Annotated in this window: 19 protein-coding genes; 10 read left to right on the top strand and 9 right to left on the bottom strand. The window is 62.1% G+C overall.

The genetic code is table 11. From position 1 onward, the window contains the following. The first annotated feature begins 2 nt into the window (after positions 1 to 2). The 4 genes from CZ322_RS00840 to deoC all read left to right on the top strand — a co-directional run bounded on the left by CZ322_RS00840 (position 3) and on the right by deoC (position 5,058). A complete protein-coding gene (locus CZ322_RS00840) occupies positions 3 to 767 on the top strand; it encodes a YczE/YyaS/YitT family protein (protein ID WP_087069825.1) in 765 nt (254 codons plus the stop codon). After that, entirely contained in the window at positions 764 to 3,175 is a 2,412-nt protein-coding gene (locus CZ322_RS00835) for a glycyl radical protein (protein WP_087069824.1), read from the top strand. Before CZ322_RS00840 ends, CZ322_RS00835 begins: the two co-directional genes overlap by 4 nt. Positions 3,176 to 3,290: 115 nt before the next feature. Further along, on the top strand, positions 3,291 to 4,319 hold the full coding sequence (locus CZ322_RS00830; RefSeq protein WP_087069823.1) for a glycyl-radical enzyme activating protein: 1,029 nt from the start codon (positions 3,291 to 3,293) through the stop codon (positions 4,317 to 4,319). Positions 4,320 to 4,350: 31 nt separating this feature from the next. Continuing rightward, entirely contained in the window at positions 4,351 to 5,058 is a 708-nt protein-coding gene (deoC, locus tag CZ322_RS00825) for a deoxyribose-phosphate aldolase (RefSeq protein WP_087069822.1), read from the top strand. A 219-nt stretch (positions 5,059 to 5,277) separates the two neighbouring features. Here deoC and CZ322_RS00820 read toward each other — a convergent pair whose 3' ends face one another. The 4 genes from CZ322_RS00820 to CZ322_RS00805 all read right to left on the bottom strand — a co-directional run bounded on the left by CZ322_RS00820 (position 5,278) and on the right by CZ322_RS00805 (position 12,123). Next, complete coding sequence (locus CZ322_RS00820) at positions 5,278 to 6,321, bottom strand: glycosyltransferase family protein (protein WP_087069821.1); 1,044 nt, start codon at positions 6,319 to 6,321, stop codon at positions 5,278 to 5,280. Then, positions 6,318 to 8,939, bottom strand: coding sequence for a sodium-translocating pyrophosphatase (locus tag CZ322_RS00815; RefSeq protein WP_234984399.1), 2,622 nt, complete (start codon positions 8,937 to 8,939; stop codon positions 6,318 to 6,320). Before CZ322_RS00815 ends, CZ322_RS00820 begins: the two co-directional genes overlap by 4 nt. A 502-nt stretch (positions 8,940 to 9,441) precedes the next feature. Beyond that, complete coding sequence (locus tag CZ322_RS00810) at positions 9,442 to 9,639, bottom strand: YbdD/YjiX family protein (protein ID WP_051278537.1); 198 nt, start codon at positions 9,637 to 9,639, stop codon at positions 9,442 to 9,444. Positions 9,640 to 9,651: 12 nt separating this feature from the next. After that, positions 9,652 to 12,123, bottom strand: coding sequence for a carbon starvation CstA family protein (locus CZ322_RS00805; protein WP_087069820.1), 2,472 nt, complete (start codon positions 12,121 to 12,123; stop codon positions 9,652 to 9,654). 542 nt (positions 12,124 to 12,665) lie between these two features. Here CZ322_RS00805 and nrdD point away from each other — a divergent pair. The 5 genes from nrdD (at position 12,666) to tal (ending at position 18,558) form a co-directional block, all read left to right on the top strand. Next, entirely contained in the window at positions 12,666 to 14,825 is a 2,160-nt protein-coding gene (nrdD, locus tag CZ322_RS00800; protein WP_087069819.1) for an anaerobic ribonucleoside-triphosphate reductase, read from the top strand. A 162-nt stretch (positions 14,826 to 14,987) separates the two neighbouring features. Then, complete coding sequence (nrdG, locus tag CZ322_RS00795) at positions 14,988 to 15,617, top strand: anaerobic ribonucleoside-triphosphate reductase activating protein (RefSeq protein WP_087069818.1); 630 nt, start codon at positions 14,988 to 14,990, stop codon at positions 15,615 to 15,617. Position 15,618: 1 nt separating this feature from the next. After that, positions 15,619 to 16,890 carry an MFS transporter gene (locus CZ322_RS00790; protein WP_159454962.1) on the top strand — a complete coding sequence of 424 codons (1,272 nt, stop codon included), beginning with the start codon at positions 15,619 to 15,621 and terminating at the stop codon, positions 16,888 to 16,890. 36 nt (positions 16,891 to 16,926) lie between these two features. Then, a complete protein-coding gene (locus CZ322_RS00785; protein ID WP_087069816.1) occupies positions 16,927 to 17,337 on the top strand; it encodes an OsmC family protein in 411 nt (136 codons plus the stop codon). Between the two features lie 117 nt (positions 17,338 to 17,454). Next, on the top strand, positions 17,455 to 18,558 hold the full coding sequence (gene tal / locus CZ322_RS00780; protein ID WP_087069815.1) for a transaldolase: 1,104 nt from the start codon (positions 17,455 to 17,457) through the stop codon (positions 18,556 to 18,558). Here tal and CZ322_RS00775 read toward each other — a convergent pair. The 4 genes from CZ322_RS00775 to CZ322_RS00760 all read right to left on the bottom strand — a co-directional run bounded on the left by CZ322_RS00775 (position 18,555) and on the right by CZ322_RS00760 (position 23,343). Next, positions 18,555 to 20,117, bottom strand: coding sequence for a glycoside hydrolase family 32 protein (locus CZ322_RS00775; protein WP_087069814.1), 1,563 nt, complete (start codon positions 20,115 to 20,117; stop codon positions 18,555 to 18,557). The two genes, tal and CZ322_RS00775, sit on opposite strands and share 4 nt — an antisense overlap. Before the next feature lie 2 nt (positions 20,118 to 20,119). Next, complete coding sequence (locus CZ322_RS00770) at positions 20,120 to 20,998, bottom strand: carbohydrate ABC transporter permease (protein WP_087069813.1); 879 nt, start codon at positions 20,996 to 20,998, stop codon at positions 20,120 to 20,122. After that, positions 20,995 to 21,978, bottom strand: coding sequence for a carbohydrate ABC transporter permease (locus tag CZ322_RS00765; RefSeq protein WP_087069812.1), 984 nt, complete (start codon positions 21,976 to 21,978; stop codon positions 20,995 to 20,997). The genes CZ322_RS00770 and CZ322_RS00765 overlap by 4 nt, the downstream gene beginning before the upstream one ends. A 66-nt stretch (positions 21,979 to 22,044) precedes the next feature. After that, positions 22,045 to 23,343, bottom strand: a complete 1,299-nt coding sequence (locus CZ322_RS00760; RefSeq protein ID WP_087069811.1) for an ABC transporter substrate-binding protein — start codon at positions 23,341 to 23,343, stop codon at positions 22,045 to 22,047. Positions 23,344 to 23,575: 232 nt separating this feature from the next. On the opposite strand from CZ322_RS00760, the gene CZ322_RS00755 reads away from it, so the two are divergent. Continuing rightward, entirely contained in the window at positions 23,576 to 24,592 is a 1,017-nt protein-coding gene (locus CZ322_RS00755; RefSeq protein WP_087069810.1) for a LacI family DNA-binding transcriptional regulator, read from the top strand. 15 nt (positions 24,593 to 24,607) lie between these two features. Here CZ322_RS00755 and CZ322_RS00750 read toward each other — a convergent pair whose 3' ends face one another. Further along, complete coding sequence (locus CZ322_RS00750; RefSeq protein WP_087069809.1) at positions 24,608 to 25,648, bottom strand: hypothetical protein; 1,041 nt, start codon at positions 25,646 to 25,648, stop codon at positions 24,608 to 24,610.

Raw genomic sequence — 25,648 nt, 5'->3', positions numbered from 1 at the left:
GCATGCGTGATACATTCTTCTCCGCCCGCGAATGGACGTTGCGCCCCGGTAGCCTGCTGCGCCGCTGCCTGGTCTGCCTGCTCGGCGTCATCATCACCTCAATGGGAATCACGGTGGCCCTCAAAGGCCACGCCGGCGTGGATCCCTTCACCGCTATGCTCCAGGGCGTGAGTTACGTGACCGGGCTGTCCTTCTCCTGGGTGGTGCCGCTCGTCAATATCGCCTTGCTCGCGATCATTATCCCCTTCGACCGTAAAATCTTCGGGTTGGGTACCGTCCTCAATTTCACCCTGGTCGGGGTGCTCGTCACCGAATTTACCAAGGTCCTGGATTCCATCTACGTTTTCACCTACTCGGTACCCGGAATGCTCATCCACCTGGCGGTAGGCCTGCTGCTGTTCGCCTTCGGGCTTTCCCTCTACATCACCCCGGATCTCGGGCAGGGCGCCGCGGACGGCATCGCCGCGGTACTGGTGCGCCGCTTCCCGCAGCGTTCCTACCGTTTCTTCCGCATCGCCCAGGATTTCACCGTGATCATCATCGCCCTCCTGCTCTTCCGCTTCGATCTGAGTGGCGGCGTGATCGGGGTGGGAACCGTGGTCATGGTGGTCGGCATCGGCGTCGTCGTTGATTTCTTCAACCGCACGGTTGCCGGAAAGCTGGTAGGAGCGCCGTCGCCCCTCACCACGCACGCACAAGCACAACCGGAACCCGCCGCAGAATTTTCACACACATCCGCTGTTCTTCATCAAAGGAGCGCATCATGACAAGCACCGTACCCGCCCGCGAAGCGACCTTGAGTTTTCTGGCTCCCGAGCGCACCGCGTTCCTCAACGAACGCATGCGCGCGGCCGTGCCGGCCATCTGCACGGAACGCGCCCGTATCGTCACGCAGTCCTACCGCGAGAGCGAAGGCGAACCGGCCGTGATCCGGCGCGCCAAGGCCCTGCGCGACACCCTCGCTCAGATGAGTATTTTTATCGACGACGCAGAACTCATCGTGGGTAACCACGGCTCGAAACCGCGCTCGGCCCCGCTGTTCCCCGAATTCGGGCCGCTTTCCGAAAAGGAACTCGACCTTATGCCGGTGCGCAAAGTCGATACCCTCCAGGTCAGCCCGGAACAAAAACGCGAATTATTGGACGAGATTTATCCCTACTGGGTGAATCGCTCCAATGAGGACCTGGCCCGCCACCTCCTCGACGAGGAAACCAACCGGGTGCTTTCCGCCGATAATCGCCCCTTCGATACTCGCTCGCGGGCGCGCTCCGGCTACGGGCACTATATCCCCAATGTGCGGCGCATTATCGAAGGCGGCTTCATCGCGGTGGAAAACGAGGCGCGCACGCGCTTGGCGGAGCTTTCCCGCGGGGACGCGAATTATTCTGATAAGCGCGTTTTTTACGAAGCGGTGCTTATCGTGGTGGATGCCGTGCGTATTTTCCAGCAGCGTTTCGCGGAGCTGGCCGAGCGCATGGCGGCCGACTCCGTGGATCCCGGGCGGGCCGCCGAATTGCGAGCCATCGCGGAGAATTGCCGGCAGGTACCCTACCGCCCCGCGCGCACGTTCTGGGAGGCCTGCCAGGCCTACTGGTTCGTGATGCTCATTGACTATTGCAGCCAGAACGGCTCGGCCATTTCCGCCGGGCGTTTTGACCAGTACTGCTACCCCTACCTGCGCGCCGACCTGGATTCCGGGCGCCTGAGCCGCGCGGAAGCCCAAACAATTCTTGATGCGCTGTGGGTCAAACACATCGATATCATCAAGGCCTGCACCTATTCTTCGGCGCGCAATAACGGTGGTTTCTCCACCTCGGTGGCCCTCACCCTGGGCGGCGTGGATGAAAATGGGGAAGATGCCGTGAACGAGCTTTCCTATATGTGCCTGGATGCCGAACAGGCGGTCTTCAATTCCGAACCGAATGTTTCCATTCGCGTCTCGCATAAAACTCCCGACGCTTTCCTCGACCGGGTGCTGCGCATCCTCGTGGAAAACGAAGGCGGGAAGGATCCTTTCTTCAACGACGACGTGATTATTCCCGGCCTTGTTGAGCACCGCCATATGAGTCTGAAAGATGCCCGAGATTGGGCGATTGTGGGCTGTGTGGAACCCACCGGGCAGGGGAATACAATGGGGCGCACCAATTCTTGCCACTTCAACCTGGCGAAATGCCTGGAGCTGGCCCTTCATGACGGGCGCTGCCCCATGAGCGGGGAACAGCTGGGCCCCCACACCGGGGACTTCACCCAAATGCAGAGTTTTGCGCAGGTGCAGCGTGCCTATGCCGCGCAGGTGGATTACTTCGTGGAAATGATGGTCTCCACCCTCAATACCATCGAGCTGCTCCACGCCCGCGAAACACCCCATATTTATTGCTCCACCGTGCTCGATGGTTGCCTGGAAAGCGGGCGCGATTGCACCGAGGGCGGCGCGGTCTATGACGCCACCGGGGTGAACGGGGTGGGCCTTCCGGACGTGGTGGACTCCCTGGAAGTTATCCGCGAACTTGTTTTCGAACGCAAGGTGATGACCGCGGCACAGCTGCTGGAGGCCACCGCCTCCGATTTCGCCGACGAAGTGATCCAGCATCGCTGCCTCAACGTGGCCAAATACGGTAACGACCTCACCCGGGTGGATGACCTGGCCCAATTCGTGACCTCGCAATACACCGATTCGGTATACCGCTTCCGCTCCCCGCACGGCGGCTATTTCATCCCCGGGCTGTTCTCCCTCTCCTCGAATACCCCGCTGGGCCGGCAGGTAGGGGCCTTGCCTTCCGGGCGTGCCGCGGGCACCCCGCTGGGTGACGGCGGGATTTCCCCCAAGCACGGGATGGATACCAATGGGCCCACGGCGGTGGTTTCCTCCGTGGCGAGCTGGGATCATTCCGCGGCCATCAACGGGGTGAATCTCAATATGAAATTTGTTCCTGCCATGCTCAAGAAGCCGGCGGATCGCCAGAAGCTCATTGACCTTATCCGCGCCTATTTCGTGATGGGTGGGATGCATATCCAATTCAATATTCTCTCCGGGGAAACCCTGCGGGCCGCGCAGCGCGAACCGGAGAAATACCGCGGGCTGGTGGTGCGGGTGGCCGGATATTCGGCCTTCTTCGTGGAGCTGGACCGTGAAATCCAGGACGAAATTATTTCGCGCACGGTTCAAGAGTTGTAGCCCCAGCCGAGGCAACGAGCCTCGAGCAGAGTCCCGAGCAAGTTCCAGCGCAAGCTCCGAGCAAGTTCCCGCGCAGCAGCCCTCAGCAGACCCCGATAGGAAGAAAGGAGTGCAGATGTCCCGCGTTCGCCTCGCCACGGTTTTCAACGTGCAGCGGTATTCGATCCACGACGGCCCGGGCATCCGCACCGTCATCTTCCTCAAGGGCTGCTCGCTGGCCTGCGGGTGGTGCGCCAACCCGGAATCGATCAACGGTTTCCGCGAAGTCATGTTCGCTCCCGATAAATGCATCGACTGCGGGATCTGCATCGACCTGGCCGAGAACGGTGAAGTGACGCGCGGCCCCGAAGGCACGGTGGTGCTCCACCGGGAGAAAATCAAGCCCGCGAACCTCGAATGGGCCGAAAGCTGCCCTACCGGGGCGCTGAGCGTATACGGCCAGCGCCGCACCGTGGACGATCTGGTGGAAGAAGCCGCCCGCGACAAACTCTTCTTCGACCGCAGCGGTGGGGGAGTGACTTTCTCCGGCGGCGAGCCGCTCCTGCAAGCCCAATTCGTGGCGCAGGCCTGCGAAGAACTCCACCGGCGCGGCATCACCACCGCGGTGGAGACCTGCGGGAATGTGCGGCTGCGCGCCATCCAGCTGGTCGAACCGCATATGGACCTTTTTATTTGCGATCTCAAATTACTGGACGACGACGCACACCAGCGTGCAACCGGAGGAGGCAACGCCAGGATTCTCGAAACAATTTCCTATCTCGGGGAACACCACGGGGCGAGCACGATGGTGCGCACCCCGCTTATCCCGGACGTCACGATGGCCAGCGCCCAGATCGACGCCAATATCGCCTTTCTACGCTCGGTGGGAGTGCGCCACTATGACGTGCTTCCTTTCCACCGCCTCGGCACCGGAAAGTACACCGGGCTGGGCCGCACCTATCCCTTCGCGCATACCGAAACACCCGCGGATGAACTGGTGGAAGAGTACCGCGCTCGGATTCGCGCGGCCGGAATGAGCACGGAGTTCCCCGAAACTCCCTTGATCCACGCGGATGTATCCGCCCTACCCGATTCTTCCGAATCTGATTCTGTACAACCTGAGTCTTCACACCCCAACCACATGGCCCGCCGGGCCATGGCATAACCGCCCGCGAGGGCAGAAAGAAAGGATAATCATGGCACAGCCGGAGAAGAAAGCCGCTCAGATGACGCGCGACGAACTCGCCTCCTACATCGATTACTCCATCCTCAAGCCGCAATTCACCACCGAGGAAGTGGTGGAACTGGCGCATACCGGTATCAATTACAAATGTGCCACGCTGTGCACCAACCCCTGGGCCCTGGATGTGGTAGCACCTTTGCTGCCCGGGACCGGGGTGGGAATCTGCGTCGTCGCCGATTTCCCCTTCGGGCAGGGCACCGCAGCCGATAAAGAAATGCTGGCGCGTGCGTACGTCTCGCGCGGCGATATTCAAGATCTTGACCTGGTCATTAACTACGGGCTGCTGCGCGAAGGCAAGTGGCAGCAGGCCGCCGAGGAAATCAAGCCGGCTATCGCGGTGTGCCGCGAGGCGGGCGTGGTCACCAAGGTGATCCTCGAAACCGATGCTCTCGATAAGAAGGCCATCGAGGGCGGGGTGGAAGCGGTGATCGCCGCCGGCGGTGACTACGTGAAGACCTCCACCGGTTTCTACACCGGCGGGCCCACGGTTGGCGGGGCGCGCGATGTGATGGCGCATCTCATTGAGGTGACCGACGGCCGGGCCAAGGTCAAGGCCTCCGGCAATGTGCGCGACCAGGCCCACTACTTCGATCTCATCGATATGGGCGTAGAGCGCATCGGGGTAGGTTACCGCTCCGTGCCGGTGGTGCTCGGCGAGTAGCCGTACCGTTGTGGGCAACTAGCCCGAGCACCGGTGGGGGCGTACCTGCGTGCGAGAATCCGCCCCCGCCGTAACGTGATGACGGCGCCAGCAGAAGGATGTGCCCTGCTGGCGCCGTCGTTATATGTGCTCGTGGGCGATACGCGAAGCGGTGTCGTTGGTGGCGGAAGTGGCGCGAGCCGCCACGCAAACTGTGCGTCACGCAGAGTACGCGGGCCGCTACCCGAACCAGCGCTGCACCGCGGCCACGATCTCGCGGTCAAACGCATCATCGGAGTGATGCGCGGCGATCCACTCGCGGAAACTCCCGCCGCAGGCCGCATCCAGATCGGCCCGGCATTGCGCGGTGCGGGTGAGAACCCGGGTGAGCATGGCCGCCGCGGCCGCCTCATCGCCATCCGGATAGAGGAAGGGATAGTTTTCCGGAAGTAGCGCGCGGGCCCAGGGCACATCCGGGAACACCCCGAGTGCCCCGGCACCCAGGGCCTCCACGTAGGAGAGCCCGTAGGATTCCTCCGCGGCGGTGGCCAGGAAGGCCGTGGTGTGGGCGAGGGCCTGGTAATACGAGGTGCGGGTATCGGTCAGCGGCCCCACGTGCATCCACGGCAGGCGCGAATACCGCATGGCCTTCTCGGAAACCAGGTGTGCTTCGTGCAGACGCATCTCCACCGTGAGCGGGATGAGTTCGCGCACCCGGCTGAGCACATCCATGAAGAAATCGGGGCGTTTGCGCGCCGAGAGGTAAATCGCGGGATAGAGCACCACCGGGACCTCCGGTTCGCGCCGCTCCTGCACGTGGTCGAGGCGGAAACCGAGATTCACCCAGCCTAGCTTGAGCCTCCCGGCCAGCGGGGGCACCGTCCACTTATTCACCATCTCGCGGATCTCACCGGCAGTGCGCTCCGAATTGGCGAAGGTGGGGAAGAGCGCGCAGGAGAGGGCCACCGGGGCGATCTCCTCCGCGCTGTCCAGGGTGGAAACCGGCAGCCACACAAAATTCATGAGCCGCGGGGCGGGCCGGCCGGCCGCCACCCGGCCCGCGGCCCGTAGGCGCGCCCACAGGGCCGGGGTATCATGCACATCCATAGTGATGACCACCGTATCTGGGGCGAGCTCTTCGGCGGAAACCCCGCTGGGGTCAAGCACCACCGCATCCGGGAAAATGCGCAGGAGGCGGCGCAGCAGGGTAGCGCCGGCATCCTGGCCGGCTATTTTTCCTTCCGGGCTGATCTGAGCGCCGGACCAATGCACGGCGATATTCATGCCAGGACTCCCTTCTCGGGTTCGGATCCGGTGTCAAACCGGGAATGCGGTTCGAGCGCTGGTTCGGATACGGGCGAAGATTCAGGTGAAGATTCACGCGAAGATTCAGGTTCGGGTTCGTCCAGCAGCGGATCCTCGGTGGATGCCTGGATGCGCATGCTGTAGAACGAGCGGTAAATAAAGACGAGCGCGAGGGCCCCGAAGCACACCGCCAGGCCGGTGACCACCGCGGTGAGATTCTGGGCGTTGAGGCTCACGGCCAGCTCCACGGCGAGCAGGCCGAAGAGAGTCGTGAACTTAATAATAGGGTTGAGGGCCACCGAGGAGGTGTCCTTGAAAGGATCACCCACGGTATCGCCCACGATGGTGGCATCGTGGAGCGCGGTGCCCTTCGCGTGCAGATCCACCTCCACGATCTTCTTAGCGTTATCCCAGGCCCCACCCGCATTCGCCATGTAAATCGCCTGGTAGAGGCCGAAAATAGCGATGGAAATGAGGTAGCCGATAAAGAAGTACGGCTCGATAAACGCGAAGGAAAGAGTAGCGAAGAAGACCGCCAGGAAAATGGTGAGCATCCCCTGCTGGGCGTACTGGGTACAAATTTCGACGACGCGCCGCGAGTCATCGTGGGAAGCCCGCTCCGCATTTTTATCCAGATGGATGGACTCCTTGATGAACTCCACCGCCCGGTACGCCCCCGTGGTCACCGCCTGCATCGACGCCCCGGAGAACCAGAAGATCACCGCGCCCCCGCTGATAATCCCCAGCAGGAACGGGGCGTGCATGAGGGACAGCATCTCGATCCCGCTGGTCAGCCCACCGGTCAGCCCGATAATAATCGAGAAGATCATCGTGGTAGCACCCACCACCGCGGTGCCGATGAGCACCGGCTTGGCGGTGGCCTTGAAGGTATTGCCGGCGCCGTCGTTCTCCTCCAGCATGAGTTTGGCGCGATCCCATTGCGGGGCGAAACCAAAACTGGAGCGAATATCGGCGTCGATATTGGGGAGCGCCTCGATACGGGAAAGCTCGTAGACCGACTGGGCGTTATCGGTGACCGGGCCGTAGGAATCCACCGCGATGGTCACCGGCCCCATGCCCAGGAACCCGAAAGCCACCAGCCCGAAAGCGAAAACAGCCGGCGCCAGCATGAACTCACCGAGCGTGGCATCCGCGATCACGAAAGCCCCGGCCATGAGCCCCACGATGGTGATGCCCAGCCAGAAGGCGGAGAAATTCCCGGCCACCACACCGGACAGAATATTGAGGGAAGCCCCGCCCTGGCGTGAACTTTTCACCACTTCCCGCACGTGCCGCGAAGTGGTGGAGGTGAAGACCTTGACCAGCTCGGGGATAAGCGCCCCCGCCAAAGTCCCGCAGGTCACGATAGTGGCGAGCGCGAGCCACAGTGCGCCGTCGTTCCCACCCAAAACGAGCCAGGAGATCCCGTACACGCAAGCAATGCAGAAAATCGAGGTGAGCCACACGAGTGAACTCAGCGGTTTTTCGAAATTGAGGGTGGTGGCGCTCGCGTAGCGGGTGGCGGCCAGGCGCGCGTTGAGGCCGTAGGCCAGCGCCGAGGCGATAATCATGGCCACCCGCACCGTGAAGACCCACACCAGCAGGGTGGCTTGCAGCGCTGGGTCATGCACGGCCAGCACGATGAAGGTCACCAGCGCCACTCCGGTCACCCCGTAGGTTTCGAAGCCGTCCGCGGAGGGACCTACCGAATCCCCGGCATTATCGCCCACGCAATCGGCGATGACGCCCGGGTTACGCGGGTCGTCCTCATCAATTTTGAAGACGATCTTCATGAGGTCGGAGCCAATATCGGCAATCTTCGTGAAAATACCACCGGCGATGCGCAGCGCCGAAGCACCCAGAGATTCCCCGATCGCGAAGCCAATAAAGCAAGCCCCCGCCACATCCGCGGGCAGGAACAGCAAAATGACCAGCATCATGAGCAATTCCAGGGAAATGAGCACCATCCCGATGGACATCCCCGAACGCAGCGGCACCTGGTGCAGCGGGAGGGGCCGCCCGCGCAGCGAAGCGAAAGCCGTGCGCGCATTGGCCAGGGTATTCACCCGAATCCCGAACCACGCCACCGCGTACGAGCCACCCATACCCAGCAGCGAGAACGCCACCACAATCGCGAGCTTCCCCCAGGTGAAGCCCACCAGGAACTTGTAATAGACCACGATCACCGCGGTAATAAAAGCCCAGAGCACCAGCAGGAACCGCCCCTGTTTGACCAGGTAGGCTTTGCAGGTTTCGTAAATGAGGTCAGCAACCTCGACCATGGCCCGATGCACCGGAAGCTTACGCAGATTCATATACGTGATGAGCCCGAAGCACAGCCCCAGCACGCAGACGCCCACCCCGATAAGGAGGAGCAACCGGCCGGATACCCCGCCCACCGCGCTCACGCCCGACAGATCAGGCAATACGATATTTGCTTCACCTCCGTGCACAGTTGCCGCACCGGCGGGCGCGCTCGCGGAGGCGGCGCACGAACCTAGGGCAACGGGAGCCAGCGCGAGCGCCCCGAGCAGGGCCAGCCGCCGGCGTGGACGCGAGGTGTTCTTGTGTGTGGATACAGAAAAACAACGTCCCATAATTACCTCGACATAAAATGATGAGGCTCCTTTGCCTCTCTTTTATCCTATGCCGGCCAGGCTGCTAGTTCTTGGGACCAGGTACGACGACGCCGCTCCTGCGCGGGCGCCACTGTGGCCGCGCAGGGGCGGGTGGGCCCGCCGCCTAGGCCCGAGGTCCCGCGGTGAGGGTTTTCGGGGCGGGTGCGCCGGCGCGGTGGCCGCAAAGTGCAAATCCTGGACCTCGAGGGGCGCAAAGTGTAAGTCAGGAACAGATAATCGGGGAAAACGGTGCGTGGATGTGCACTTTGATGGTGGGCCAAAAAGGGGACACAAAGGAAGGGGACAAAGCACCGCCCCCCGAACGGCGGACCGAAGTCCGAGGTTCGGGGAGCGGTGCGGATGGCCAGTTTCCAGCCCGGCGATGAACGCTAGCCGGCACATTCGGCCAGCTCAGCGGCCGGCGCATTCGGCCGGCTCAGCGCCCGGCGCCAAGTCCGGCGTCTAAGGCCAAGCTCAGCGCTTAGCAGCAGCCGGTGGAGACATTCTCCTCGTCGAAGGCTGCGCGCTGGCGCCAGAACTCGCGCTTGGCGAGCGGCGGATGATCGGGATGTTCACGGGCGTGCCGGGCTACGTATTTCTCGTAAGCCGATTCGCCGGTGAAATCCCGCCACAGGCCGCGAGCGTGCGCCGCGAAGGCGCGGAGCTGGGTCATGAACATTGGCCTGATCTCCTAGCTCTGAGCGGACCCGGAAGAATCCGAGTCGCTGGCAGAGCTCGCCTTGGCAGCTGGCGGCGTCGTCGTACCGGAACCGGAACCGTGCGCGCCCGCACCCTTACGGTGATCGAAACCGGGAATCAAAGCCGGGTCGCCCACGACGGCGTATTCCGCCACCACCTTCTTCTCCAACTTGGTCGGGAAGAGCTGGGTGGGCGCGTAGAAGTTGGACTCCTGGTAGGGATCCTCGGAGTTCACGTACTTCTTCGCGGCGATAACCCGGATGATCTTGATAATTGCGCACACCAGCACGAAGGCCACCGTGGCCAGGAAGATCACGGAGAGCCAGCCCTGGATGAAGGTGTTACGCACAATCGCGGACTGGATGCCGATGGCTTCGGTATCCCCGGCGGCCTGCGCCTTCGCCAACGCTGCCTTCGCGTTGGTGTTCTGGGTGAAGTACCCGATGGCGGCGTCGGAGGAGAAGATCTTCTGCCAGGACGCCGCGAAGGTGACTACAAGGTCGAAGGTCGCGGCGATGCCCGGGATCCAGGCCCACTTCGCCCAGCCCTTATTGACCACCACCACGGTGCACAAAATCAGGGCCAAAGCGGCGATGAGCTGGTTTGCTACACCGAAGAGCGGGTAGAGCGTTTGGATACCGCCGCGCGGGTCGGTCACGCCCATGAGCAGCAGCGAACCCCAGGCCGCCACCACCACGGCCGTGGTAATCCACGCGCCCACTCGCCAGGAGGGATCCTTGAACTTGGGCAGCACATTGCCCAGGGCGTCGCCCAGCTGGAAGCGGGCCACGCGGGTCACGGCGTCCACGGCGGAGAGAATGAACAGCGCCTCGAACATAATCGCGAAGTGGTACCAGAAGCCCATCATGGCCTGGCCGCCGCCTACCTGGTGCAGAATATGGGCGATGGCCACCGCGAGGGTGGGCGCACCACCGGTACGCGAGGTGACGGAGGTTTCCCCAACGTCCTCGGCGACCTTATCGAAGGCCTCCGCTCCCACGTAGGTCTTCTCATTGCCGTTCTCATCCCAGGATTCCCAGCGGGCTTCCACCGAATTGCCGTGGGTATCGGTGACCGCGAGGTTTTGCACCGCGGCCGCCGAAAGCTCGGAGCGGTTATCGGTCATCTGCACGATGGCCGTGCCCGCCAGCTTATCGGTGGTGTGCTCGGAGGTATTCATACCGAAGTAGATACCCATATTGAGGGAGGAGGCCGCGGCCAGCGCCATAATCGCCACGAAGGATTCCATGAGCATGCCGCCGTAGCCGATCATGCGGACCTGGGATTCCTTCTGGATCATCTTCGGGGAAGTACCCGAGGACACCGTTGCGTGCATCCCGGAAAGCGCCCCGCAGGCGATGGTAATAAAGAGGAAGGGGAAGAGTTCCCCGGCGAATACCGGGCCGTCCGTATTCGAAGCGAATTCGGTGACGGCCGGCATTTCCACCAGCGGGCGCACGATGAGAATGCCCAGCGCCAGCACCACGATGGTGCCGACCTTCATGAAGGTGGACAGGTAGTCACGCGGGGTGAGGAGCAGCCAGACCGGCAGCACGGCCGCGAAGAAACCGTACACAATCATGCACCACACGAGGGTGGTGGGGGACAGGTGCAGGAACGCCTGGCCGAAATCGGATTCCGCCACGTAGCGGCCCCCGATAATCGCACCGAGCAGCGCAATGAACCCAACAATGGACACCATCGTGATATTGCCGGGCTGCACGAAACGCAGCCACAGGCCCATGCACAGCGCGATGGGGATGGTCATACCAACGGCGAAAACGCCCCAGGGCGAATCGGCCAGCGCGTTCACGCAGATCATGGCGAGCACGGCCAGCACGATCATGAGCATGACGAGGATCATGACCGCGGCCACGGCCCCGCCGATCTTCCCGATTTCATCCACGGCCATCTGGCCGAGGCTGCGCCCGCCGCGGCGCATGGAGAAGAAGAGGACGAGCATGTCCTGGACGGCACCGGCCACGCACACCCCGAAGATAATCCACAGGGTGCCGGGCAGGTAGCCCATCTGGGCGGCCAGCACCGGGCCCACCAGCGGGCCGGCGCCGGCGATAGCGGCGAAGTGATGCCCGTAGAGCACCACGCGGTTTGTCGGGTCGAAATCGCGTCCGTTATTGATGCGTTCGGCCGGCGTCGCGTTGGAATCGTCGGGCTTCATAATGGTTTTTTGAATAAAGAGCGCGTAGAAGCGGTAGGCGATCATGTAGGTGCAGACCGACGTCACCACGAACCACGCGGTATTGACTTGTTCACCGCGATAGAAGGCGAGCATGTACCAGCCCGCAACGCCGAGGGCTGTTACGAGGACCCACACCGCGATGCGCGGCAGCGTCCACTTCGTATGCGGTTTTGTTCCGACCGGAACACCGTGGCGGTTCCGGATAATATACTTTTCCTCTTCTTCGCTATAGCTCGGAAGAGCAGTGTCAGCTGGTGCACTCATAGCTGAAACTCCATTTATATGGGCCGGCGCGGTCCGCGTGGACGGCAGCGCTGGCATCTTGTGCGGATCCTCGGTTGAGTACCCGGGTGGCGTACGCCACCACATCCGATAATAAACGCGTGCAACAGTAATGGGTTAACTTACGTTCGCGTTAGCGCGCTATTTGTGGGCTAGACCACTAAAATGGTGGCTTGCGGTGATGAAGCACGACGACGCCGCCAGCTGGCCGCGGGCTGGCTTGGGGTGGAAGTGGCGGTTTGGAGCCAGTTTCGCACTTATCGCAAGATGTAGGGGTGGCGGGTGGGTGGTGCCCCTATAGGTAGTGGTAAGCTCGCCCGGTGAGCGCGAAACGCGGTGCCGAAAAAATGTGTTGCACATCATAAATTCGGCGGGCGCGGGGCAAGAGTGGCGCGGCGTCGCCCTTTATGGGGTCGGGCACGGCGTGCGCGGCTCAAAAAACGCACCCGTGTGGCGCACGAAGCACACCGGTGTCATTCTGGCCGACTACTATATGTAGTGTTCGAATTTTACGGAGGCACAAGATGTTGATTGATACCTCAACGACCACGGGGGTAGTCGTCACCAAGCGTGACGGTCGGTCGGTTAGCTTTGACGCCGGTAAGATCTACCGCGCAATCGCGCTGGCAATGAACAGCCAGGGCATCGACGATTACGCATTCGTTGAGGAAGCCACCCGCACGGTAATCGATCATCTTGATGCTGCCAAGCTTGACGTTCCCACCATCCAAACGGAAGTGGAAAACGTGCTCATGGCATCCCGCTACCCGCAGGTGGCGCGCGCCTATATCGAGTACCGCCACGATCGCGATACGGCGCGCGAACAGGCCATGGATATTTCGCGCTCCCTGGATAAGCTCATGCAGCGCGATAAGACGGTGGTCAATGAGAACGCCAATAAGGACTCCACTGTTTTTAACACCCAGCGTGATCTAACCGCGGGTGCGGTGGCCAAGGCGTACGCCCTCAAGTACCTGCTGCCCCCGGCGGTGGCCAATGCGCATATTAAGGGCGATATCCACTTCCACGATCTGGATTACAACCCCTTCCAGCCCATGACCAATTGCTGCCTCATCGATATTGAAGGCATGCTGCGTGATGGCTTCCAGATTGGTAACGCCCGGGTGGAATCCCCGCGCTCCATTAACACCGCTACCGCGCAGATCGCTCAGATCATCGCGAATGTGGCCTCCAGCCAGTACGGTGGCTGCTCGGTGGATCGCTGCGATGAAGTGCTCGCCCCCTACGCGGAACTCAATTACGCCAAGCACCTCAAGGATGCGCAGCGTTGGGTTGCCGAAGATAAGCGCGATGAGTACTGCTGGGAAAAGACGAAGAAGGACATCTACGATGCCATGCAGTCCCTGGAGTACGAGATCAATACGCTCTACTCCTCGAACGGGCAGACTCCTTTCGTCACCCTCGGATTCGGCCTGGGCACCAACCGTTTCGAGCGGGAAATCCAGAAGGCCATCCTGACCATTCGCATTAAGGGCATCGGGGCCGATGGCCACACCGCGATCTTCCCGAAGCTCGTTTTCGGGCTGCGCCGCGGCGTTAACCTCAACCCTGAGGATCCTAATTACGACGTCAAGCAGCTGGCCCTGGAATGCTCCACGAAGCGCATGTACCCGGACGTCCTCTCCTATGATCGCCTCACCGAGCTGGAAGGTGATTACAAGGCTCCCATGGGTTGCCGTTCCTTCCTGCCCAAGTGGGTGGATCCGGAAACCGGTGAGGCCGTGAACGCCGGGCGTAATAACCTGGGCGTGGTCACCCTCAACGTGCCGCGTATCGCGCTGCAGGCGCGCGGGGATAAGCAGCGTTTCTGGAAGATCTTCGATGAGCGCATGCAGGTGGTCAAGGAAGCTCTGGTCTACCGGGCGCAGCGCTGTGAGGATGCCACTCCGGAGAACGCCCCCATCCTCTACCGCTACGGTGCCCTGGGTATCCGCGCGGAAGAGGGCGATGAGGACGTCACAAAGTTCTTCCACAACCAGCGGTCCACGCTTTCCATTGGCTACATTGGCCTGTACGAAGCGGCTACCGCGTTCTACGGCCCGAATTGGGAGCATAACGCGGAAGCGAAGGAATTCACCCTGGATATCGTGCGCCGCTTGAGTGCGTACGCTGACCAGTGGAAGAAGGAGTACCCCTACTGGTTCTCCGTGTACTCCACCCCGGCCGAATCCCTCACCAACCGTTTCTGCTCCATGGATCGCGAGCGTTTCGGTGCGGTTCCGGATATCACCGCGAAGGATTACTATACGAACTCCTTCCACTACGATGTGCGCAAGAAGATCACTCCCTTTGAGAAGATTGACTTCGAAGCGCCCTACGCGGAGTACACCAAGGGTGGTTTCATCCACTACTGCGAGTACCCCAAGCTGACCCACAACACCGCGGCTCTGGAAGCGGTCTGGGATTACGCTTACGATAAGGTGGCCTACCTGGGCACCAATACTCCTATTGATAAGTGCTACGAGTGCGGCTTCAACGGGGAATTCGATCCCACGGCGGAAGGTTTCAAGTGCCCGAATTGCGGCAATGATGATCCCGACCGTTGCGATGTTGTCAAGCGCACCTGCGGGTACCTCGGTAACCCGGTCAAGCGCCCCATGGTGCACGGCCGGCATGAGGAAATCATTTCCCGCGTCAAGCACATGGACGGTCCCTGCGCTTAAGCGCGGTGGGTGTTCGGTGCCGCGCGGCCTGAGCACCCTAGCGCCCAGCGCCCGGTGTGCCTAGCTTGTCGCGGGCACACTCTCGCAAGGCTCCCCGCACTCGGCGAATGTGCCGGGCGCGGGGAGTATTGTGACTCAGGGACCGTGAGAAGGTAAGGAAGAATGCGAGAATTGCGCCTGCTCTCCACACCTCCGGAAGCTCCGGGGGTGCACCAACCCAAGCGCCCCGGCGCCTGGGATGGGCGGCGCTTATCGCGCAGCTATGTTGCCGATTACAAGCCCTTCGTTATGGTGGACGGGGAAGGGGTGCGCTGCGCGATCTACGTATCCGGCTGCCCCTTCAAATGCCCGGGCTGCTATAACGTGGCGGCCCAGAGTTTCCGCTACGGCACCCCCTACACAGAGGAACTAGAAGAACGCATCCTCGAGGATTGCGCGAAAAGCTACGTGGCCGGGGTGTCTTTCGTGGGCGGCGAGCCCTTCCTCAATACCCCGGTGCTACTGCCCCTGGCCCGGCGTTTCCGGGAACGCTTCGGGAATAGTAAAACAATTTGGAGCTGGAGCGGCTACACCTTCGAGCAGCTCCTGGAAGAAACCGAAGATAAACGCGAACTTCTTTCCCACGTGGACGTGCTGGTGGACGGGCCTTTTATCCAATCCCAGTTCATTCGTGACCTCACGTTCCGCGGCTCGAAGAACCAGCGCATTATCGACGTGCCCGAAACATTTGCCGCCATGGAAGCCGGGTGCGAAGCCCCGGTGCGGCTCTGGAAAAATGGAGATTACGACTAACGTGACCAGCACTCACCCTGCCGCTCAGGAACCCGCGGCCCAGCCGCCGGCAACGATGCCGCGCCGCAGCCGCGTTCTTATCGGAACACTTCTTGCCATTATGACCACGGGGGCGCTCACCGCCTTCTCTATTTTTGTGCGCCCGCTTGCCGCGAGCCGCGGATGGGCAGCGCCGGATATTATGCTGGCCTTCGGGCTCGCCTCCCTGGTAGTGCCCTTTATTATGATTGCCTCCGGCACGCTCTTGCGGCGCGGTTACGCGGCCCAGATGATGGCGGTGGGCGGTATCTGCTTCGGGCTGGGGCATATCCTGGCCGGCCTAGCCCCCACCCTCGCGCTGTTCGTGCTTAGCTACGGGTTGGTCACCGGCGGCGGTCAGGGTCTCTTCTACTCGGCTGCGCTCACCAATACCATGCGTTTCTTCCCGGACCGGCGCGGTATGGTAGCTGGTCTTATCACCGCAGGGATGGGAATTGGCCCCATGATCATCGCTCCGGCCGGCCAGCATCTCATTGCTGGCTACGGCGTGCATAGCTCCCTGGTGATTCTCGGCATTGCTTTCACAGTGATTAACGCCGCCGCGGTCATCTTCCTGGTGCGTCCCTTCCGCGAAGAATACGGGGCCTACCTACCCCGCCCGGCGGGCACGGCCGCAGCCGCCGGACCGCGCGCGAGCCTGAGCCCGCTCCAGATGCTCGCCACCCCCACTTTCTGGCTCATCCTCGCTATTTTCGTCACGGCTGCTTTCGGTGGCATCATGGTCAATGCCAATATGGCCCCGCTCGCCACGAGTATTGGGTTCGACGCCGCAGCCGCGGCTCTCACCGTCTCGCTTTTCGCGGTCGCGAACGCGGCCGGGCGGCTGGCCTGGGGCTGGCTTTCCGACCGTATCGGCATCCCGCTGTGCCTGGTGGCGGTGCTCGGCTGCGCGGCAGGCGGGCTCGCGCTTCTCGCGCTATCCGAGCGCGGGGCAACGGTACTCTTCCTCAGCGGTGCCATCCTGGTAGCCCTGGCCTTCGGGGGCACCATGAGTCTTTTCGCGCCGCTGACCATGCACAGCTTCGGGCCGCGTCACAATGGAACCAACTACGGCCTCATGTTCCTCGGTTTCTCGCTGGCCGCCGTCGTCGCCCCGCGTTGGGCCGCTGCAAGTGCCGGCGCGCACGGAGGATCCTTCACCCCGGCGCTGTGGGGTGCTTGCGTACTGGCAGCGATCGGTCTTTTCTTGGCCGGACTTTTCCGCTGGTGGAAAGCGCGCTCACCACAGCGCTGAGCTTTCCCGTAAAGTGAAAGAAACAAGGAGGTAGCTATGGCTCAGCTCTCTGCCCGGCGTATCGGGCATCTTCATTTCACCGCCGTTAATGATCGCGGCGCCAGCGTGGAAATCGGGAAAGGTCCCGAACAATTCACTCCCGGGGAACTCATGCAGCTGGCGGTGGCCGGTTGCCAGGCCCTCAGCGCGGATTCCCGTTTCGAGCAGCTCCTCGGGGAGGACTATAGCGCCACCTTTACGGTGAGCGCGGATGCGGATCGGGAAAATAACCGCTACACCGCTTTCCACACCGCGATGGAGGTGGAATTCGCCGATATGCCTGAAGAACAGCGCGGTGCCTTGCTTCAGCGCGTGGACCGAGCCATCGCGCGGGCCTGCACGGTGGGCCGCACCCTCGACCATCCCGCCCCGCATGACCTGGAGATCCGCAGCGCCGCGGATAACTAAGCCCCTAACGGCGCAATCAGGATGCCGCCGGGCACCGTGAGAACGTTGCCCGGCCCGTGAGAAAGCCGGAAGGCATCATGAGAACGCCACCGGGCTCCACCAAGAAAGGACACGAATATGAGTACCGCTAGCCTGAGCGCCGCCGGAGTGAGTATCTGGCTGGACGATCTATCCCGGGAGCGTATCGCTTCCGGGAACCTCGCTTCCCTTATCGAGACGCATACTGTGCGCGGCGTGACCACGAATCCCACGATTTTCGCCGCGGCCCTGCGCAATGGAGAAAGCTACACTGAGCAGGTGGCCGCCACTGCCGCGGCCGGCAAGGACGGCGACGAAGCGATCTTCGACATCATCATTAAGGACGTCCAGGACGCCTGCGATATTTTCCGCCCCATTTTTGAAGAATCCGGCGGGGAAGACGGCCGCGTTTCCATCGAGGTCTCCCCGGAACTCGCGCATGATACCTCGGCAACCGTGGCCCAGGCCCGCCAGCTGTGGGACCGGGTGGACCGCCCGAATGCCATGATCAAAATCCCGGCCACCAAGGAAGGGCTGCCGGCTATTACCGAAGTGATCGGGCACGGAATCTCCGTGAACGTCACCCTGATTTTCTCCCTGGCTCGCTACGGCGAAGTGGTGGATGCCTACCTGGCCGGCCTGGAAAAGGCTCAGCGTTCCGGGCATGCGCTCAGCGATATCCACTCGGTGGCCTCGCTTTTCGTTTCCCGCGTGGATACCGAAGTTGATGCCCGCCTGGAGAAGATCGGCACCGAGGAAGCCCTGGCGCTGCGCGGCAAGGCCGGGGTGGCCAACGCCCGCCTCGTTTACGAAATCTTCGAGAAGAAATTTGCCTCCGAGCGTTTCGCTACCCTCGCGGCGGATCACGCGCATGCCCAGCGCCCGCTATGGGCTTCCACCGGGGTGAAGAACCCGAATTATCCGGATACTCTGTACGTCACCGAACTGGTGGCGCCGGCAACCGTCAATACCATGCCGGAGAAAACCCTGGAGGCCACCGCGGACCACGCGGAGATCACCGGGGATACCGTGCGGGATAACTACGGCCAGGCCCACCGAGTCTTCGAAGAGCTGGCCGCGGTGGGCGTGGATATGGGCGATGTGGCCGCCCAGCTCGAGAGTGAAGGCGTGGAGAAGTTCATCGTCTCCTGGAAGGAACTGAGCGAAACCGTTAGCGCCGCGCTCGCGGCTGCTCGCGCTTAGCTTCCCGCTTCGGCGTCAATTTCTAGCACTGGCTCCGCCTGGGGGAAGGCGTCCGTCATCTCCCATACCGAGGCCGCGACCGTGATATCACCCTCCTCAGCCAGGAGGGTGATATCACGTTTGCCCTCCACAAAGGCCAGCGAGGAGAGCACCCGCTCGCCGTTCCCGGCTATCACTTCCACCGAGCCGGCATCCACAAGCACCCGGAAACTTAGCTCAGCAAGCGGAGCTGAGTCCGCAATCTCGGCGGCGCGCTCGCCCCAAAGCCGGTAGGCCGGAGCCCAGGGCGCAGCCCGGTAGCCCAGATTGCCCACCGCGCCGCCGCGATCCACCCCGATGGTGCCGCTATTACGATCCACGATAATGCTCACCGAACTGGTATCCGAACCAATGCGCAGGCGCAGCCGTTCACATGCACCCGCAAGCAGAGTCACGGAAATATCCGCCGCGGTCACATCGCGGGCGAGGATGGTAGGCGCGCTGGCCGAAAGGGCGGCGTCGTCGTTCCATAAACAGCGGCCGTGCAGGCGCGTGAGGGTAGGGGCGGGCCGTAAGCACAGTTCACCGGACTCGAGGTGGACGCTCATCGGTACCGTGAGCTGGCCGGACCAGCCGTCGGCCGCGGAGGCCGGGGCGCGCCCGAAGCTGCCCATCCAGCCGAAAAGGGTGCGCTGGCCATTGATGAGGCAGGTCTGTGGCGCGTAAAAACTGTGCCCCCAATTGAGGGTGCGGTACGGCGCGCGGGGTTCAAAACTACCTCCGGGCCGCCAGCTGCCCAGCAGGTAGCCCGCGCTATTGACGTTGCAATGCGCGAAACCTTCCGGGCGGATGCCCATGGGCGAAAAAATCAGCACCCAGGTATCGCCGAGCGGGAAGAAATCGGGGCATTCGAGCATGAAAACCCGCGGGTCCGGGTGGCGGTAGAGGACGCGGTCGAAAGTCCAACGGGCCAGGTCGGGGGAGCTGTACATCCACACTTCGCCGCGGCGGTCGCGGCTTTGCACGCCCACGACCATGCGGTAGGTATCGCCGTGGCGCCAGACCTTCGGGTCGCGGAAATCGCGCACGCCTTCCGGGGTAGGTACGACGACGCCCTTCTTCTCAAAAGTCACTCCGTCGCGTGAGATCGCCCGGCACTGCGACTGCCCGCAGCTGGCTGGAGCCGGCTCCGCCACATTGCGGTTCCCGGTGTAGAACACTTCGAGGTGCCCGCAGGTGGCCTGGAGGGCTGATCCGGAGAAGACGCCGTCGCGGTCGGCTTCCAGGGAAGGAGCCAGGGCGAGGGGGCGGCGCTCCCAGGTGGCGCCGTCGCGCGAAACCACGTGCCCCCAGTGCATGGGCCCCCACTCGGTGGAATAGGGGTGGTGCTGGAAGAAAACGTGGAGTTCCTCGCCGGTGTGGACCAGGCCGTTCGGGTCGTTGATCCAACCGGCGGGTGCCGCGATATGGAAACGCGGGTACCAGCGCGGGTTCACGGCGGCGGCGAGCTGGGCATTCGCGGCGCGAGCCCGGGCCAGCGCCGCATCGTGGTCGGCGGTGAACTCAAAGGAAAGCGACATGGTTATCCCTTAATACCGGAAGCGGCAATAGAATTGACGAATTGTTTCTGGAAAGCCAGGAACAGCATGATGACAGGAACGGTGATCAGCGTGGAGAACGCCATGATCTGGCCCCAGGATACGTTGAGCTGCTGGAAATAGTCGATCCCGATCATCGCCGGGCGCAACTCTTCCGAGCGCACCGTCATGAGTGGCCACAGGTAGGAATTCCACGCCGGTAGGAAAGTCAGAATCGCGACCGTTGCGGTAGCCGGGCCGGAGAGCGGCATGACGATAGAACGGTAGATCTTGAACCAGCTTGCCCCGTCCACGCGTGCCGCTTCATCCAGCTCGCGCGGAATGGAATCGAAGTACTGGTAGAAGAGGTAAATCGAGAGTGCATTGGCAATAAAGGGCACAATCTGGACCTGGTAGGTATCCAGCCAGCTCTGCGAGAAGCCGTTCGCATCCAACCACGGGAGCTTATTGACCCACCACAGCAGGGGCAGTGCCAGAGTTTCAAAGGGAACAATGAGGGTGGCGATCACCAGCGTCAGCGAAATCTTGCGGCCCCGGAATTGCAGGCGGGAGAGCGCGAAGGCCGCCATGGAATTGACGATGAGCCCGAAAACCACGATGCACACCGAGATGATGACGGAGTTGAGGAGGAAACGCCAGAAAGGTACCCGGTTGAATACTCCGGAGTAATTATCGAAGCTGAGGTCGCCCACCGGGAGGAAAGCCTCCAGGCCGCCCATATCCCCGAAAATCTGGGTATCCGGTTTGAAACTGGAGACCACCATGAAAAGGAGCGGCAGGCCGAAAATGGCGGCCAGCCCAATACGCAGCGCCCAGATTCCAATAGCGCGGGGGATGCTGCGAGATGACGTCGCGGTGCTCATGCGCGGGCCTCCTTATCGCGAGTGAGATAGCGTTGCACCAGATTGACGGCGAGAACCAGGACGAAGAAGACCAGGGAAATCGCCGCGGCGTAGCCGGTTTGCTGCTGGTCGTATCCGGTGCGCACCGCCTGGTAGACCACCGTTGAGGTGGAATCGAGGGGCCCACCCTTCGTCATAATATTGATCTGGGTGAACAGCGAGAACGCTGCGATGGTGATCGTAATGAGAATAAAGGTGCGGGTTTGGCGCAGACCCGGCCAGGTCACGTGTTTGAATTGCTGCCAGCTCGACGCCCCGTCCAGAGCCGCCGCTTCATAAAGTTCACCCGGGATCGTTTGCAGGCCGGAAAGCCAAATAATCATATGCATCCCGGCGGCCTGCCAGGCGGACATCACGATAATGGCGAAGAGCGCCCAACTGGGATCACCCAACCAATCCGGGCCGGAAATACCGATTTTGGCCAACAGCGCGTTGAGCAGGCCATCGGGTTGGTACATGAAGAGCCACAGCATGGATACCACCACCATGGAGGTGACCATGGGCAGGAAGAAAACGGTGCGGAAGAAATTCAAGCCCGGGAACTTCTTATTTACGAGCAGCGCCATAATAAGCGCCAGGCCCGACTGCCCGGGCACAATAACGAGGGCGAAAATGAGGGTATTGCGCAGGGACGCCCAAAAGACCTCGGTTCCAAACAACCGCTCAAAATTCTCCAGGCCGATGAATTGCATCGGGCGCGGGGAGATGAGGCGCGCGTCGGTAAACGCAAGGATAAAAGTCAGGACGATGGGAACCACAAGGAAAAGCAGCATGAGGATTCCCGCGGGGGCCAGCATTCCCCACCCGGCCCGTGCTTGCGCGGAAGTTTCGCGTCGGTATTTTCGCGACGACGCAGCAGCTGGCTGAGCACGCTGAGAAGATGCTGGCGCCGGCCGGAGCGCGTGCTTACTCTCCGCGGTGGCCTGGGGTGCAGAAGTCATATCACTGGCCTTTCGGCAGGGCGCGTGAGCTGCCGGTGGTAGCTCACGCGCCTCGCGCATCAGGTGTTACTTGAAGAAGCCGTTGGCTTTTTGGTTGGCGTCAATATTCGCCACGGTTTGGTCGAGGATCTTCTTGGGATCCCCGCCGTTGAGAATGTCCTGGGTTGCCTTGGTGAATTCGGTAGCGATGAAGGGATAGCCGGCAGTTTCGGGGCGCAGCACCGCGTACTTCTTGGAGAATTCCCGGAAGATGGAGTACTTCCCGCCCTCGGCAAAGGCCGGAACTTCCGCGGTGGCAGCATCGGTTGCTGGGATATTACGGGTAGCCACCGAAACCGAAGCCACGTACTTATCCTGAGCGGCGAACTTCATGTAATCCAGCGCTCCCTCGGGGGCTGGGCACGACGGCGACATGCCCCACTGCCAGGAGCCGCCGCCAATCTTCGGGCCCTTGCCAAAATCGGGCGGCGGGAGGAAGACGACGTCGTCGCCAAAAGCCTCTTCGGTGGGCTGCGCTGCCCACGAACCCATCCACAAGAAAGCCGATTTTCCGTTAATGAAGTCCTGGGTGGGATCCGAACCCGCATTGGCCGGCGTGTATCCCTCAGTGACCAGAGAACGCATCCACTTCGCCCATTCCAAGGCTTCCGGGCCGTTGAGGGCGCCTTCCGCGCTTTCAAACTTCGAGCGGTCAATAAGATCCCCGCCGAAGCTTTGCAGGTAGGGGGAGTAAGCGTAGGGATACCATTCGCCCTGGTCAGCGGTGTTGATATCGAAAGGCACCGCGTACTTCCCGGAAGCCTTCACCTTGGCGAGCGCGTCGGTGAACTCCTCACGCGTCCAGGGCTGATCCACGGTGGGGGTGCGGATACCGAATTCGTCGAGGATGGACTTGCGGGTAATGATAGAGAGGGCCACATCGTAGTAACCGTAGGAGTAGATCTTGTCCTCGTAGCGCCCCACCGTGGTCGGGAGGAATTTATTGAGGGTGTCATCCATGCCTTCGAGCGGGGCAAGGTAGCCGGCCCACGCCCAGTTAGGAACATTGGGGCCGTCAATATCCATAATGCACGGCAGGCTATTGGAAGAAGCGGCCGCCACCACGGATTGGTTGTAGGAAGCCTGCGGGAACGCTTGCATGGTGACCTGGTACTTATCGGATTGTGCGTTGTAATCAGCAACGATCTGCTCGATGGCGGCGAGCTCTTCTTCGTTGCCGGCGTTATGAGTCCACATGGTGACTTCTTGTTTCCCGTCCGCAACATTGCCTTGGGACGTGGTTCCGCCCTTGCTGCAGGCGCTCAGCGTGAAAGCAAGTGCAGCGGCGGATGTTAGTGCGGTGAGTTTCCGGAATCTTTTACTCATCACCCCTCCTTGGGTTTGGTTGGCGCCCCGCCCGGGAAGCGGGAACGTGCTAAGAACCATCACGCGGCACCTTTGCACCGTGATAAATGCATTTAGCACTTGCCAGAAACTATAGGACCGCCGGTGAGTATGCGCAATGTGGGGACGTAGGTGAGCTTGGTCACCTTGGTGATCGGATACCCTTAGCTCAGGCTGTGGCCCAAGGGTGGGAAGAACGGCGCGAGGAGGTTGAATGAAGCGAGCGACGATCGCTCAGGTGGCACAACGAGCGGGTGTTTCACCCACCGCGGTGAGCTTGGTACTCAATGATCGCCCCGCGCGTCTCTCCCAAGAAGTACGGGATCGGGTGATTGAGGCAGCGGCTGCCCTCAATTACCGCCCCAACCCGGCCGCGCGTTCTTTGCGGACCAATACCACCGGGATTTACGGGGTGATCAGCCGGGATGTTACGGTCACGCGCTACGCCTCGGCCATGCTGCGCGGTATCCTCGATGCCGCAGACCAGGCGGAAAAAATCGTGTTCCTCGCGGAAGTGGGGGATAGCGCGAGCCGTGCGGAGAACTCGGTACGCGAGATGCTCAATCGCAACGTCGATGGCCTTATTTTCGCGGAAATGGGCGCAAAAATGATCACCGTTCCGGAGATTGTGCGTGGCCTGCCGGTGGTGGTGTGCAATGCGGTGCCGGATCGGGAGGGAAGTTTCCCGGCGGTGCTTCCGGCCGAATACGAGGCGGGGCGGCGCGTGGCTAATGTGCTTATTGAGGCGGGGCATCGCAACATCGCGATTATCGGCATGGATGACGAATTGCGCGAGCCACGCATCTCCGCCACCATCTGCCATCGTTTTGACGGAATACTGGATGCTTTTGAAGAAGCGGGCCTCAGACCGGTGAAGATTTTCCCGGGTACGCTGTGGGATCCGGATCTCGGATACGAGGCGATGGGCGAGCTGCTGGATAACGGCCCGGAGTGCACCGCGATTCTCGCTCTCAACGACCGTATTTCTTTGGGTGCGATTCAGCAGTGTTTGGGGCGCGGCATGCACCTGCCCGATGATCTCTCGATTGCTTCGTTCGACGACGATGAAATCGCGCTCTACGTTCACCCGGCCCTCACCACCATCGCAATTCCCTACTGGGAGATCGGGCAAACTGCCACCCGGCTCCTGGGCGAGGAAGGTGCGGGGGACCGCGATATTCACCTGGTGGATATGCCGCTACGTATGCGCGAATCAGTGCGCCGAATCTAGGTGCGGGGCTCGGGCTTATTCTGCCCGCAGCACCTGCGCCACCCGCCGAGCGAGCTCGGGCATCTGGCCGGGGCAGTAGCGCTGGTCGATGGGCAGGGCGAGGATATGCGGCCAGTCCACGCTGTGGCTGAGCCGCGGCCAAAAAGCAGGGGTGTAAACCCCGCGGGCGGCGAGGCGCTCGGCAATGTTATGTGGGTTATGCGCGGCGGACCGGCTTGGCGGTAGTGCGCCTAGACGCAGGGCGAGGGCGTAGGGCGCACCGTTTTCTTCCCCATCGCCGAAGAGCGCAGCCTCTGGCACGCCCTCGCTGACCAAGGCCGCCCGCAAAGCCCGGGCATTGGCCCGCCGCCGTTCCAGCGCCGCTCCGACATCCAGGTGGTCAAGAATATCCCGGGCCGGCCCGCTCATCGGGCTCGGGCTGAGAGCGGCATCAATGGCGGCCTCAGCTGCTCCGTCGTGCTCCTCCCCGCGCAATTGCAGCAACCCGCAGCGCGTCGCCTCGCGCGCCAACGCATTTTCCGCAGCCGCGGCGGGAAGCGCGGCGCCGAGCGCCCAGGCGCCGTCGGGAATCGGAAACCATTTCCGCAAAGATGCCACGGCATAACGCGTCGGAACCTTGTGTATGGTTGCGGCACTAAAAGGCGCGTGCGTGAGATCGGCGACGACGACGCCACCGCGGCGCTCCCACCCCTCGAGCACGGTGCGCAACTCTGGCGTGGGCCGGGCGCCGAAGGTGGTGGAGACGAGCACCGCGCAGCGCCGCGGCTCGGTGAGGAGTTCGGCGAGGAGGGCCGGGGCGGGCAGGAGATCCGGGCCGACCTGCACCCAGTGGACCCGGATGCCTTCGAGCTGGAAAGGCTCAAGCGCGGTGGCGCACAGGAATCCGGGCGCGATTAAGCGGCGGATGCCGCGGGCGGCGAGGGCCTGGGCGATGAGGCCGAGAGCCTGGCGCCCCGATTGCACCAGCACCGCGCCGGGCGGAACCGGGAGTGCGCGCGAAGCGGAGCGGGGCGGAAGGGATATGAATTCGCCGCCGAAGGTGAGTGCGGGCACCAT

Origin of the sequence: Actinotignum timonense (assembly GCF_900155575.1) — a bacterium.
In the GTDB taxonomy this organism is placed as follows: Bacteria; Actinomycetota; Actinomycetes; order Actinomycetales; family Actinomycetaceae; genus Actinotignum; species Actinotignum timonense.
Note: the sequence above shows the minus strand (reverse complement) of the source record. Positions and strands in the feature narration are given on the sequence as shown.

Coding starts and splice junctions, on each gene's coding strand:
- CZ322_RS00820 (WP_087069821.1), bottom strand. CDS start 6,321: ATGAATATCGCCGTGCATTGGTCCGGCGCTCAGATCAGCCCGGAAGGA.
- CZ322_RS00765 (WP_087069812.1), bottom strand. CDS start 21,978: ATGACTTCTGCACCCCAGGCCACCGCGGAGAGTAAGCACGCGCTCCGG.
- CZ322_RS00785 (WP_087069816.1), top strand. CDS start 16,927: ATGGCTCAGCTCTCTGCCCGGCGTATCGGGCATCTTCATTTCACCGCC.
- tal (WP_087069815.1), top strand. CDS start 17,455: ATGAGTACCGCTAGCCTGAGCGCCGCCGGAGTGAGTATCTGGCTGGAC.
- CZ322_RS00760 (WP_087069811.1), bottom strand. CDS start 23,343: ATGAGTAAAAGATTCCGGAAACTCACCGCACTAACATCCGCCGCTGCA.
- CZ322_RS00835 (WP_087069824.1), top strand. CDS start 764: ATGACAAGCACCGTACCCGCCCGCGAAGCGACCTTGAGTTTTCTGGCT.
- CZ322_RS00750 (WP_087069809.1), bottom strand. CDS start 25,648: ATGGTGCCCGCACTCACCTTCGGCGGCGAATTCATATCCCTTCCGCCC.
- CZ322_RS00755 (WP_087069810.1), top strand. CDS start 23,576: ATGAAGCGAGCGACGATCGCTCAGGTGGCACAACGAGCGGGTGTTTCA.
- CZ322_RS00810 (WP_051278537.1), bottom strand. CDS start 9,639: ATGTTCATGACCCAGCTCCGCGCCTTCGCGGCGCACGCTCGCGGCCTG.
- nrdD (WP_087069819.1), top strand. CDS start 12,666: ATGTTGATTGATACCTCAACGACCACGGGGGTAGTCGTCACCAAGCGT.
- deoC (WP_087069822.1), top strand. CDS start 4,351: ATGGCACAGCCGGAGAAGAAAGCCGCTCAGATGACGCGCGACGAACTC.
- CZ322_RS00770 (WP_087069813.1), bottom strand. CDS start 20,998: ATGAGCACCGCGACGTCATCTCGCAGCATCCCCCGCGCTATTGGAATC.
- CZ322_RS00805 (WP_087069820.1), bottom strand. CDS start 12,123: ATGAGTGCACCAGCTGACACTGCTCTTCCGAGCTATAGCGAAGAAGAG.
- CZ322_RS00815 (WP_234984399.1), bottom strand. CDS start 8,939: ATGGGACGTTGTTTTTCTGTATCCACACACAAGAACACCTCGCGTCCA.
- CZ322_RS00830 (WP_087069823.1), top strand. CDS start 3,291: ATGTCCCGCGTTCGCCTCGCCACGGTTTTCAACGTGCAGCGGTATTCG.
- CZ322_RS00840 (WP_087069825.1), top strand. CDS start 3: ATGCGTGATACATTCTTCTCCGCCCGCGAATGGACGTTGCGCCCCGGT.
- CZ322_RS00775 (WP_087069814.1), bottom strand. CDS start 20,117: ATGTCGCTTTCCTTTGAGTTCACCGCCGACCACGATGCGGCGCTGGCC.
- nrdG (WP_087069818.1), top strand. CDS start 14,988: ATGCGAGAATTGCGCCTGCTCTCCACACCTCCGGAAGCTCCGGGGGTG.